This window comes from Microtetraspora sp. AC03309, assembly GCF_020826795.1.
GTDB lineage: Bacteria > Actinomycetota > Actinomycetes > Streptosporangiales > Streptosporangiaceae > Microtetraspora > Microtetraspora glauca.
Genome location: NZ_JADDIL010000007.1, coordinates 71,395 through 84,241, shown reverse-complemented (window position 1 = coordinate 84,241; position 12,847 = coordinate 71,395). Strand labels below are relative to the sequence as shown.

The window sequence follows — 12,847 nt, the reverse complement described above, 5'->3', positions numbered from 1 at the left end:
AGGGGAGAGTCTGGCACGACGCGGCAACGCGCGACAAGTGGGAGCGCCTATTCAACGCCCTATCTCGTCGGACTTTCCATGAGCAACAAGGGTTGTGGCCCCGGCCGCCGCGTGCCAGACTTGACCCCACACGATAACTGCAAAGAAACTTTCCTATTATTGCTCGCCGGCACCTTCCTCCGGCCATTTAGGGCTGCAGTCATCCGATCTATGGGAGGCGTACGCCTGGATGCTTGCCATCTCTGACATTCCGCTGTCCCTCGGCCAGGAACGGCTGTGGTTCCTGCACGAGCTGAACCCGGACGACGCCTCCTACAACATCTGCGTCACCGAGCGGCTTCGCGGACCACTCGACGCCGTCGCGCTGGAGCGCGCCCTCGGCGCGGTCGTACGGCGGCACGCGGTGCTGCGGACCCGCTACCCCTCCGTGGACGGCAGGCCCGTGCAGGTGATCGACGACGCCGTCCCCGTGCTCGAACGCGTCACCACGTCACGCGAGGACCGGGCCGCCGAACTGGTCGCCGAGCTGACCAACCGGCCGTTCGACCTCGCCCGCGGCCCGGTGATCCGGGCCCGTCTGATCACGCTCACCGGAGGCGACGGCGCCGACGGCAACATCGAAGACCATGCCGAAGACCATGCCGCCGACAACACCGCCGACAGCACGGCGAACGAGCAGGGCGGACCCCGCACCGAGCACATCCTGGTCGTCGTCCTGCACCACATCGCGGGCGACGGCTGGTCACTCGGAGTGCTGTTCCGCGAGCTGGCGGCCCATTACGAGGCCTTCCTGAACGGCACGCCGCCCCGCGTCCCCGACCTGCCCATGCGGTACGCCGATCACGCGATCCGCCAGCGTGCCCGGGACCACGCCCAGGAGCATGACCGCTCGCTGGACCACTGGAAGGAACGGCTGGCCGGGGTGCCCGTCCTCGCCCTGCCCACCGACCGGCCGCGCCCCCGGACGAGGAGTTCGCGGGGCGGCTGCGTCACACGCGCGCTGCCGGCCGCCCTGACGGACCGGCTCACGCGGCTGGCACGGGCCCAGCGGGTCACGCTGTTCATGCTGCTGCTCGCCGCCTTCCAGACAGAGCTGTCCCGCTACTCGGGTCAGATCGATTTCTGCGTGGGCTCCCCGGTGGCCGCCAGGGACGACGAGGACACCGAGCACCTGATCGGCTTCTTCCTCAACACGCTCGCCATCAGGACCGACCTGTCCGGCGATCCCTCCTTCAGGGAGGTGCTCCGCCGTACCCGCTCGACCGTGGTGGAGGCACTGGTCCACCAGGGCACGCCGTTCGACCGGCTGGTCACCGAGCTCGGCGTCGAACGCGACCTGAGCCGGACTCCGGTCTTCCAGACGCAGTTCAGCCTGCGTAGCGAGGCGAACGACGGCCCCGTCCTCGCCGGGGTCACCGCCGAGCGGTACGACCCGGGGTTCCGGCAGGCGAAGTTCGACCTGTCGCTGGAGATCCTCCCGTCCGGGGACGTCCTCAAGGCGTTCTTCGTCTACAGCGCCGACCTCTTCCACAGGGAGACCGTCGAACGGTTCGCCGCGAACTTCGAGACCCTCCTGTGGTCCGTCGTCACCGACCCGGACACGCGGATCTCCGAACTGGAGCTGATCGCGCCCGACGAACGGAAGGTCATCGCCGGTTGGAGCGCGTGCCCGACCGTTCCCGAACCACCCGCACCGACGCTTCCCGAGATGGTCGCCGCCACGGCTCGCCGCTCCCCCGGAACCGTGGCCGTGCGGTACGGCGACGCCGCGTTGACCTACGCCGAGCTGGACGCGCGCGCCGGAGGGCTGGCGGCGCGGCTCAGGGATCTCGGCGTCGGGCCCGACGTTCCCGTGGGCATCTGCCTGGAACAGTCGATCGACCAGGCGGTGGCCATCCTCGGCGTGCTGAAGGCGGGCGGGGCGTACGTGCCGCTCGATCCGGAACAGCCCGGGGAGCGGCTGCGGCACATGCTCGAAGGCGCGGCCGTACTGATCGCCAGGACCGGTGGTGACGGCGCCCGGGGCGCTCCGGGCTCCCATGGCTCCCCGGAGGGCGGAACAGCCGTTCCGCCGGGGCCGAACTTCGCGGGACCGGTGATCGACCCGGGCGCCCCGGGCATCCCGGGCATCCCGCGTGCGGGCACAGGGCAGGTGGGCACAGGGCAGGCGGGCACGGAGGAAGGAGGCATGGAGGAAGGAGGCACGGACGACAGGGGTGCCGACGCCGCCGTCCCGTGGCCGCCTCCGTCGCCCGACGACCTCGCCTACGTCATCTACACGTCCGGATCGACCGGGCGGCCCAAGGGCGTGTCCGTACAGCACAGGCAGGTCATGAACTACCTGGCGGACGTGCACGAGAGGTTCGGCGTCGCCGAGGGCCGGAGCTTCGCCCTGCTCCAGTCGCTCACGTTCGACTTCGGCATGACCGTGTTCTACCTGTCGCTGATGACCGGGGGCACGCTCCACCTGCTGCCCTCGCGCGTCTCCGCGCCCGAGCTGGCGGCGTCCATGCCGGGGATCGACTACCTCAAGATGACGCCCTCGCACCTCGGCGCGCTGGCGGCGGACGTGGACGTGCGTGCGCTCCTCCCGAGGCGGCTGCTGATCCTGGGCGGTGAGGGGTCGAGCTGGGAATGGGCGCGCGGGCTGGCCGCACTCGGCGCCTGCCAGGTGGTCAACCACTACGGCCCCACCGAGGCGACCATCGGCGTCACCACCTACCAGGTCGGAGCAGACGTCGAACCCACGGGGCCGATCACGCCGATCGGGCGGCCGCTCGGCCACGCACGGATCCTCGTCCTCGACGCGCACCTGCGGCCGGTGCCGGTCGGCGTGCCGGGCGAACTGTGCGTCGGCGGCGACCGGCTGGCCCGCGGATACCTCGGCAGGCCCGACCTCACCGCCGCCGCGTTCGTCGAGTCCGAACGACACGGCCGGATCTATCGGACCGGCGACCTGGCCCGATGGCTGCCGGACGGCACCCTCGAGTTCCTCGGCCGCCGCGACCTCCAGGTCAAGATCCGCGGATACCGGGTCGAGCTCGGCGAGGTGGACGAGGCCCTGCGGCTGTGTCCGGGCGTCGCCCACGCCGTGACCGACGCGCGAGGGGGCGAGCTGGTCGCGTACCTGGTGGCCGGCGACGTGGCCGGCGACGTGGCCGACAACGCGGCCGACAACGCAGCCGACAACGCGGCCGACAACGCGGCCACCGGGGCGGGTCGGCCCGGCGTCGCTGAGCTGCGCCGGGACCTCGGCACCCGGCTGCCCGACTATATGGTGCCGACCCGCTATGTCTGGCTGGACGAACTGCCGTTGAAGGGACACGGCAAGGTCGACCGGGCAGCGCTGCCCGACCCGGAGGGCGACCGTCCGGACCAGGAGGTGCCCTTCGAGCCGCCGGCGGACGAGGTCGAGGCGATCATCGCCGCGGCGTGGTGCGATGTGCTCGGCCTGCGCCAGGTGGGCGTGCTGGACGACTTCTTCGACCTCGGCGGTCACTCGCTGCTGGCCACCCGCGTGGTGGCCCGTCTGCGCCGCGAGTTGCCGCCCGGCGGCCATCCGATCGGCCTCATGGACCTCTTCCAGCGGACCACGGTCAGGGAGCTGGCCGAACTGGCGAGGAGCGGCGCCGGCCCGCGCGGCCTGCTGTACGAGCTGACCGCGCCGCGTTCGGGGCAGGTGACGTCCACCCTGGTCTGCGTGCCGTACGGCGGGGGAAGCGCGGTCGTCTACCAGCCGCTGGCCGACGCGCTTGAGGAGACGTGGACCCTGTTCTCGGTCGCCGTCCCGGGACACGATCTCGGGCTGGCCGAGGAGCCGCGCCCGCTTGAGGAGGTCGCGGAGCGGTGCGTCGAGGAGATCGCGGAGAAGGTGACCGGCCCGCTGGTGCTGTACGGCCACTGCGGAGTCGGAGGCGCGCTGACCGTCGAGATCGCCCGGCGGCTGGAGGCCAGGGGAAGGGCGGTGGAGGCCGTCTACATGGGCGGCGTGTTCCCCTTCGCCCGTCCGGTGAAGGGGCTGATGGGCCGGTGGGCCGCGCTCACCCGGCTGGAGCGGCTGCGCAGCGACCGGGCGGAGCTCAACTGGCTGACCGCGCTCGGGGCCGATCTGTCGGAGTTGGACGACGACCAGAAGGCGTTCGTCATCCGCAACATGCGGCACGACGCCCGGGAGGCCGAGGAGTATTTCACCCGGCTGATCGAGGAGGGCGCCGACCGGCTGTCCGCGCCGATCATCTCGGTCGTCGGCGAGTACGACCCGGCCACCGACTACTACGAGGAGCGCTATCGGGAGTGGGGGTTCCTGACCGGCACGACCGCTCTGGTCGTCCTGGAGGAAGGCGGCCACTATTTCCTGAAATATCGAGCGAACGAGTTGGCGGCCGTCGTCACCGGCACCCATCGGCGGCTCCCGGCCGTCCTCGGCGGTGCCGCCCAGACGGCGGACCCCGGTCAGCCGCCGGCACCGGATCACGCGGCGGACCCCGGTCAGACGGGGGAACCGGATCGCACGACAGGACCCGGCCGCACGACAGGACCCGGCCGTACGACAGGACCCGGCCACATGGCGGGACCCGAGCCGACGGTACGCCGATTCCTGACGGTCGCCCTGGGCCAGATGGCCTGCCTGATCGGCTCCACGCTGACCGAGTTCGCGATCCCGGTGTGGATGTACCTCAGGACCGGATCCATGACGCAGTACGCGGTGCTCCAGATCCTGGCCGTGATCCCGGGCATCCTGGCGGCCCCCCTCGCGGGCGCGATCGTGGACCGGTCGAACCGCCGCACGGTGATGATCACGGGCAACGCGGCCGCGCTGGCGATCCAGTCGACGGCCGCGCTGCTCCTGTGGGCCGGCCACCTCGGCACCTGGCCGCTGTACGGCCTGCTGACCGCGCTGTCCGTCGCGCTGACCTTCCAACGGCTGGCGTTCACCTCGGCCGTGCCGCAACTCGTGCCGAAGCGCTACCTCGGGCACGCGAACGGCGTCGCGCAGACGACCCTGGGCGTCGCGCAGTTCATCGCGCCGCTGGCCGCCGTGGGCCTCCTGTCGGCGGCGGGGCTCCAGGGCATCCTCGTACTCGACGTGGTCGGACACGTGTTCACGCTGCTCGTCCTGGCGCTCGTGGCCTTCCCCGCGACGATGGCGCACCGCCGGAGGGAGGCCGTCGGCCGGGAGATCGCGGAGGGGTTCCGGCTGTCGATGGGCGACCGGAACTTCCGCGCCATGGTGATCTTCTTCGCGCTGCTGTCGCTCGGCCTGTCGCCGGTCTTCATGATGTACTCGCCGCTGGTGCTGTCCTTCGGCACCCTGGCCGACGCGGGTGCGATCGCGCTCGTCGCGGGCGCGGGCGCGGTGGCCGGCGGCCTGACGATGGCCGTGTGGGGCGGTCCCGCACGCGGGCGGATGCGCGGGATGCTGCTCGCCACGTCGCTCATCGCCGCGTCCTGCCTGGTCGTGGGGCTCGACACCTCGCTGGTCCTGATCGGCGTGGGCGCCTTCGGGGTGTCGTACGGGCTGGCCCTGGTCAACGGCATCTACACGACGATCATCCAGGTGAAGGTGCCGCAGCGGTTCCACGGCCGGGTGTTCGCGCTCAACCAGATGGTCGCCTGGTCGACGATCCCGCTCGGGGTCGGCGTGATCGCCCCGCTGGGCACCCGGCTGCTCGGCGACATCGGCACGATGTACGTGGTGTTCGGCGGGTTCATCGCGGCCGTCGTGCTCGGCTCGCTCCGCGTCCGCGTCCTGGCCCGCTTCGACGACGAGGTCCCGGACGCCACCCCCGACGATCTCGTCGGACTCGAACGGCGATCTCGGAAGCCGGCATGAGAAGCACCGGGGACCCCGGCGCGGAAAGGGACCGAATGCTGAAGGAACGACTGGCGGAGCTGGTATCGGAATCGTGCGACGGCGAGATCACCACGGCCGAGGCCCTGGAGGCGACCGTCCCGCTGCCCTACCTCGGTGTCACCTCCCTGGCCCAGATGCGCCTGATCGACGCGCTCGAACGGGAATACGGCGTGGAGATCGACCTCGGCGGAGACGTCGCGTTCCTCGACAGCGTCGACGGGCTGGCCGCGTGGGTGTCGGCGGCGCGATGATCTCCTTCGCGGGCACGCGCTCCGGCAGGGCCCCGCTGACCTGGGGACAACGGGCGATCTGGGACGCCATCCGGCGGACGGCGCCCGACGACCGCTACTTCAACTTCGGCCGGGTGCTGGACGTGCCGAGGGGCGCGCGGCCCGCGTCGGTCGCGTACGTGTCGCGCGGGATCGGGCTGCTGGTCGAGCGGCACGAGGCGCTCCGCACGCTCGTCGGCCCGGGAGCGTGCCAGGACCTCCGCGACCGGGGCGTGCTCCCCGTCCGGATCGCGGCGGGCGCGGACCCCGACCTCGTCCTCGCGGAGCTGTCCGCGACCGCCTTCGACTACGCGGACGAGTGGCCGCTGCGGGTCGGGCTCGTGACCGGCGGCGGCCCCTTCCACGAGGACGAGGTCACCCACGTGGTGCTCGTCTTCTGCCACATGGCCGCGGACGGGCTCGGCGCGGAGCAGGTGGTCCGTGACCTGCGGCTGTTCCTCCTGCGCGGCGGGTTGCCCGGCGATCCGCCGCCGCAGCCGCTCGACCTGGCCCGATGGCAGGAGTCCGCGGCCGGCAGGAGACAGGCGGCGGCCGCGGCCACCCACTGGGAACGCGAGTACCGCCGGATCCCTGCCACGATGTTCGACCTGCCGACCGGCGCCGCCGAGCGGCCCCCCGTCCGGCGGGCCGCTCTCTCCTCCCCGGCGATCGACCTGGCCGCCCAGCGCCTGGCCGTACGGCACGGCACCAGCACCTCGACCGTGCTGCTCACGGCGGTGAGCGCGCTCGTCGCCGAGGTGACCGGTCATGAGACCGTCGCCGTCCTGCCGATCGTGAGCAACCGATTCGGCCGGGACACCCGGACCGCGGTGACCACCCTGTCGCAGGAGGGGCTGTTCGTCCTCGGGACCGGCGGCTCATCGGGCGGCTCATCGGGCGGCCCGGTGCGCACGCGGCCCGGGGCCGGGTTCGCCGACCTGCTCGCCGCTGCCCGCGCGGCAGTGCTGCGGGCCTATCGGAGCGGCTACCACGATCCGGGCGACCGGGAACGGATCGTCGCGGAGACGAGCCGGGAGCGCGGCGTCCCGATCCACCCGTACTGCTGTTTCAATGACATGCGCTTCACCGAGCGGGCGACCGACCACGACGACGAGCTCATCCGCAGAGCGCCGTCGGAGACATCCCTGACCTGGCCGCTGAGCCAGGACGAGCTCAACTGCCGGTTCTGTGTCCACGTGGACGACGCGACGCGGGTCTCGGTCACGGCCGACACCCGCTGGCTCTCGAAGGCGGACATCGAGCGCTACCTGCTCGGCCTGGAGAGGCTCCTCGTCGAGGCGGCCCTACGTTGACCGCGCCCGCGATGTCCGGAAGCGTGCGCGCCTACGCCACCGCCACCTCGTGCGCGCAGGGGGAGGCACTGGAGTTCCGCCTGGACGGCCCGGGCGAGATCGGCGTCGCCGTCCACGACGCGACCGGCGACCGGCTCATGCTGGCGGCCTCCGTACGCGGGCCGTCCTGGCGGCTGGAGGTGCCGCCCGACTGGCCCAGCTCGCTCTACCGGGCCCGGTTCGTCGCCGGCCCTCCCGAGCCCGATGTGCCCGTGTCCCGCGCCTCCGGCGACCTTCCCGGTTCGGGAGCCTCCCCGGACGACGAGGTCTACTTCGTCGTACGGCAGGCCGTGCCGGGGGCCACGTCACCGATCCTCGTGTCGATCCCGTTCGCCACGTGGCAGGCGTACAACCGGGCGGGCGTTCCCGGGGAGAGCGTGTACTGGACCGAGCAGCCGGACCGCGCCGCACGCGTGTCGTTCGACCGGCCAGGCGGCGGGCCGCCCCCGGAGCGCTGGGAGGACGGCATGCTCCGGTGGTTCGGCCCGGCCGGTTACGCCGTCGAGTACTGCTCCGGCCTGGACCTCGACCTCGATCTGCTGTCCGGCTACCGGCTGCTGGTGGTCAACGGGCACGACGAGTACTGGACGGCCGGGATGCGCGACGCCTGCGAGGAGTTCGCCCGGCGCGGCGGGAACATCGCCTTCTTCTCCGGAAACACCTGCTGGTGGCAGATCCGGATGGAGGGCCGGACCATGGTCTGCCATCGCGACCCGGTGACCGATCCCGTCGAGGACCCGCGCCTGACGACCGTCGAGTGGTCGAGCGCGCCGGTCTCCCGTCCGGAGAACTCCCTGACCGGCGTGAGTTTCCGCAACGGTGCCGGTACGTGGGGCACCTTCATGCCGTTGATGCGGGAGGAGTCGTACACCGCGAGGTTCGCCGGGCACTGGGTCTTCGAGGGCACCGGGCTGACCGACGGCGACAAGTTCGGCCAGGGAGCGCTCGGCTACGAGACCGACGCGGCCGAGTTCACCGAGATCATGGGCGTGCCCCGGGCCACCTGCCGGGATGGCACCCCGCCGTCGTTCGTCGTGCTCGCGACGGCCGACCTGCGGCACTGGGACTCCTGCGGGCAGGGCGGCTGGGCCACCATGGGCGTCTTCTCCCTCGGCCGCGGCACGGTCTTCAACGCGGCGACGGTCAACTGGGGCAACACCCTGCACGACCCGGTCGTCGACCGGATCACGCGGAACGTCCTCGACCGGCTCTCCCGGCCCTCCCGTCCGGGCTGGGAGGTCATCGGCCCGGCCGGCGACATCCACGCGCTCGCCGCCTGGCGCTCGGCGCTGTACGCGGTGAGCGCCGACGGCACGCTCCTGACCCGCGAGCTGTGCGGGCAGAACCTGCGCTGGCTGCCGATCGGTTCCGCGGGCGGGGTGCGCTGCCTCGACGCACCCCGTGAGGCCGCCGCCGGTCTCGGCACCGGCCTGTACGGCGTGACCTCCGGCGGCGTGCTCCGCTACCGCGAGGCGACCCCGGATCCGGTGGACTGGATCGACGTGGGACCGGCGCCGAGGGACACGGTCGCGCTGGCGGTGAGTGACGGCGCGTTCTTCGCCGCCACGTCGGCCGGCCGTCTGTGGACGGCGTCCTTCGGCGAGCTCGCCGCGGCCGCCGCGACCGCGCCGGTCTGGCGGGACGCCGGTGACTCGGGCGGCGCGGTCTGCCTGAGCGGGAGCAACGGCCGCCTCTACTCCCTCGGGGCGGACCAGCGCGTCCGGACCCGGCTGCCGGTGGCCGGACCGGCGCCCTGGTCCGACCTCGGCGAGGCGTTCGGGGCCACGGTGCTCACCGTCCACGCGGGCCGGTTCGTGTCGGCCGGAACCGGCCGGGAGTTGAGGTGGCGGATCGCTCAGAAGTCGACCGGCCCGTAGACGGCCGCCTCGGCGCCCGTCGTCATGGCCCAGTAGCGGTCGCCGTAGGACCAGTGCCACCACTCGGTGGGATAGTTGACCAGCCCGGCGGTCTCGAGCGCGGTCGAGAGGATCTTGCGGTTCTGCCGGGCGTCCGCGCTGATGTCGGGCGCGTCGGTGTAGCACGCGCCGTCGCTCTCCTCCGGGTTGTCGTTCACCGCGGTGCCCATGTCGAACTCGACGCCGTCGTCGTCGCACAGCGTGAGATCGACGGCCGCTCCGGCGGTGTGGGGCGCGACCTCGATCGGCGAGACGTACCGGCTGGCGGCGCTGTGCAGTTCCTCGGGCGACATTTCGGGAAATGTCGCCCGAAGCTCGTCCTTGTAGTCCTCGAAGTACTTCCGCTGCAACGCGAGCGGGCGGTACCCCTCCACGACCACGATGTGACACCCCGCCGGAAGCAGCGCCTGGGCGTCCTCCAGCCGGGCCAGCACGCCTTCCCGCAGGTGGGCGTAGGCCCCGGCGTCGTCGGCGAGCCGCCCGTCCACGCGGAGCCGGCCGCGGACGTCGCTGAGCGGCTCTCCGCACTCCGCGACGGGGAGGGAGGTCACGCGGGGATCGGAGATGAGGACGATGTCAGACATGGTCAAAAACTACCCGCTCGCTGGGAGCGCCCGGACTGACCCGTCACCGAAGTCCCTCAGGCGGCCCCGCGATGTCCCCGTCCCGCCCGGCCTGTCCGCCGCCCGGCTGACGACGACCGGAGCCGCACGTTCCCCGCCCCTGCCGCCGACCGGCTTCCGGATCGGATCCACGCGATCCCCCCGCCGACCCGCCGGCTTCCGGATCAGATCGTGGACGAGAAGACCTGCTCTCTCGCTTGGTCCAGTGCCGCCACCAGCGCACCGCGCAGTACGGGATTGCCCTCGACCTGGCTGACCGCGACCTTGGGACGGCTCGGGCAGACCCGGGCCACCGCCTCCTCCACCCGGCGCGCGAGCTCCCATCCTCCGGCCCGCCCGATGTCGCCGCTCAGGACGACGAGTCCGGGATCGAGCACCACCGCCACCGCCGCCACGCCCACGGCGAGCCGTCCGGCCAGCTCCTCCAGGAAACCGGAGTTGCCGGTGGCGACCGCCGTACGGACGAGATCGACGGCGGGCGCGGCGGCGAGGCCGTGCCCGGCCGCGACACCGGCCAGCGCGTCCGTTCCGACCAGGCGCTGGAACGAGCCGGACTGGGGCGCGGTGACGTCCGTCGGCAGCGGTTCGCCCGGTACGGGCAGCCAGCCGACCTCCCCCGCGCCCCCGGAGATGCCCCGGTGCAGCCGCCCGCCCAACATGACGCCGAGCCCCTGGCCCACACCGGTCCAGAGGATGACGAAGTCGTCCACCCCCTTGGCGACGCCGTACGCCTGCTCGGCGAGGGCGACGAGGTTGACGTCGTTCTCTATGACCACGGACTCCCCGAGGCCGGCCCGCAGCCCCGCGAGCACGCCGACATGCCAGGCGGGCAGGTCGAACGAGTAACGCACGTCACCGGTCGCGGGGTCCACCACGCCACGTGTCCCGATCACGAACGACCGCAGGCGGGACATGTCGACACTCGCCGTCGCGCACGCCCGGAGCACCGCGTTGCGGACGATCCCCACCGGGTCGGCCGCCTCGGTCGGATCGACGGTCACCTCGGCCACGACTTCGCCGGCGATGTCGGCCACGGCGGCGGTGACGCTGTCCGGCAACACCTCCAGAGCGGCCACGTACGCGCTGGTCGGGTCGACGGCGTAGAGCGCGGCGTTCGGGCCCCGCCCGCCCGGACGCTCGCCGGCCGTGGTCACCAGCCCGCGCTCCTCCAGCCGCGCCAGGAGCTGGCCGGAGGTGACCCTGGAGAGCCCCGTGAGTTCCCCCAGCTCGCCACGGGTCAGCGGGCCGTGCGCGACGAGCAGTTCGAGCGCGGCCCGGTCGTTCATCTGGCGCAGCAGCCGGGGGGTGCCCGGTCGTAGTGACACCGGCCGCGCCTCCTCTCTCTCGTCACGATCCGCTAACGGCATGTTTTTTTTAATAAAGTTTCTTGTTAGTTTAGCGACAGCCGCCCCGGAGGCAAGCGATCAGGCCACGGGACGCGCGCCGACCGAGCGCCACCCCCGACGTGAAGCCGGGAAGGGAGAAACCCAACGTGAAGATCGTGAAGATCGCGGCCGCCACCACCGCGACCGCAGCTTTGGCCCTGGGACTCACCGCTTGCGGAAGCAGCGAGGAGAAGCCCGCCGCACAGCAGTCCGCCGCCGAAACCGCGGCGGCGGCCGGGCCGAAGTACGCCGGACAGACCCTGACCGTGTGGCGCCTCGGCGCTCCCACGGAGGTGTCCGACAAGTACATGGCCGACCTGGGCGCCAAGTTCAAGGAGGTCACGGGCGCGGAGGCCAAGGTCCAGTACATCCCGTGGCCGGAGGCCCAGAAGAAGTGGACCACCGCGCTCGCCGGCGGCGAGGGCCCGGACGTCACCGAGTTCGGCAACGACCAGGTCGCCGCATGGGTGCAGCAGGAGGCGCTCGCCGACATCACCGACATGGCCAAGTCCGACCCGGACCTGCAGCAGATCCCGCAGAACCTGTGGAGCTACGAGACCATCGACGGCAAGATCTACGCGGCTCCCTGGGGCGGCGGCACCCGCGCCGTGCTGTACCGCAAGGACTGGTTCGACAAGCTCGGCCTGTCGGTGCCGACGACGTGGGACGAGCTCGTCACCACGGCCAAGACGATCGTCGAGAAGCAGGGCAAGGACGTGGACGGTTTCGCCTTCAACGGCGGATCTGACGCGAACATGTCGCTCTCACCGTTCGTCTGGTCGGCCGGTGGCGACTTCGCCGCCTTCGAAGGTGGCAAGTGGGTGGGCAAGCTCACTGAGCCCGCCTTCAAGGAGGGCTTCCAGTTCTACACCGACCTGGTCGCCAAGGACGGCGTCTCCGGGAAGGGCCGCCTGACCCAGAACTCCGTCGACATCGCCCAGCGCTTCGCCGCCGGCAAGGTCGGCATGTACGTCACCGGCGGCTGGGACATCGCCTCGATCAAGGAACAGAGCAAGGGCAAGGTCGACGAGTCGAAGATGGCGTTCTTCTCGCTTCCCGCGAAGGACGGCAGCGGCCCGGCCCCGGCCTTCCAGGGCGGCAACGACATCGCCATCTGGAAGGATTCCAAGAACCCCGAGCTCGCCGCCGAGTACCTCAAGCTCGCCGCGGGCAAGGAGTTCGGCGTCCGGTACGCCAAGGAGGGCGGCCTGCTCCCGCTCTTCCCGGACGCGCTCGCCGAGATGGGCAACGACCCGGCGCAGAAGCCGTTCACCGACACCTTCAAGGTCGCGAAGGGCTTCCCGGCCAGCCCGAACTGGGCTGAGGCCAACGACACCAAGGCCGTCCTGCAGAACGCGGCCCGCGCGGTGATCGACGGCAAGAAGAGCGTCGACGAGGCTCTGGCCGCGGCCAACACCGAGCTCGAGACGATTCTCAACCAGTAACGC

At 71.8% G+C, this 12,847-nt stretch carries 7 protein-coding genes; 5 read left to right on the top strand and 2 right to left on the bottom strand.

Annotated elements, in window-relative coordinates; all coding sequences use genetic code 11:
* Positions 1–229 precede the first annotated feature (229 nt).
* The 4 genes from IMZ11_RS05805 to IMZ11_RS05790 are packed head-to-tail and all read left to right on the top strand — an operon-like array spanning position 230 to position 9,352.
* On the top strand, positions 230–5,833 hold the full coding sequence (locus IMZ11_RS05805) for a non-ribosomal peptide synthetase/MFS transporter (RefSeq protein ID WP_228638216.1): 5,604 nt from the start codon (positions 230–232) through the stop codon (positions 5,831–5,833).
* Entirely contained in the window at positions 5,830–6,105 is a 276-nt protein-coding gene (locus IMZ11_RS05800) for an acyl carrier protein (protein ID WP_228638214.1), read from the top strand. Before IMZ11_RS05805 ends, IMZ11_RS05800 begins: the two co-directional genes overlap by 4 nt.
* Positions 6,102–7,436: a condensation domain-containing protein gene (locus IMZ11_RS05795; protein ID WP_228638212.1), complete on the top strand. Its 1,335-nt coding sequence runs from the start codon at positions 6,102–6,104 to the stop codon at positions 7,434–7,436. Before IMZ11_RS05800 ends, IMZ11_RS05795 begins: the two co-directional genes overlap by 4 nt.
* Before the next feature lie 11 nt (positions 7,437–7,447).
* A complete protein-coding gene (locus IMZ11_RS05790) occupies positions 7,448–9,352 on the top strand; it encodes a N,N-dimethylformamidase beta subunit family domain-containing protein (protein ID WP_228638210.1) in 1,905 nt (634 codons plus the stop codon).
* Here the strand turns inward: IMZ11_RS05790 and IMZ11_RS05785 are convergent.
* Positions 9,331–9,975 (bottom strand): M15 family metallopeptidase, encoded by a 645-nt coding sequence (locus IMZ11_RS05785; RefSeq protein WP_228638208.1) that lies wholly within the window; start codon positions 9,973–9,975, stop codon positions 9,331–9,333. The two genes, IMZ11_RS05790 and IMZ11_RS05785, sit on opposite strands and share 22 nt — an antisense overlap.
* Before the next feature lie 203 nt (positions 9,976–10,178).
* Positions 10,179–11,339: an ROK family protein gene (locus IMZ11_RS05780; RefSeq protein WP_228638206.1), complete on the bottom strand. Its 1,161-nt coding sequence runs from the start codon at positions 11,337–11,339 to the stop codon at positions 10,179–10,181.
* Positions 11,340–11,506: 167 nt separating this feature from the next.
* Between IMZ11_RS05780 and IMZ11_RS05775 the strand changes: the two genes are divergently transcribed.
* Positions 11,507–12,844: an extracellular solute-binding protein gene (locus IMZ11_RS05775; RefSeq protein ID WP_228638204.1), complete on the top strand. Its 1,338-nt coding sequence runs from the start codon at positions 11,507–11,509 to the stop codon at positions 12,842–12,844.
* The last annotated feature ends 3 nt before the right edge of the window (positions 12,845–12,847 follow it).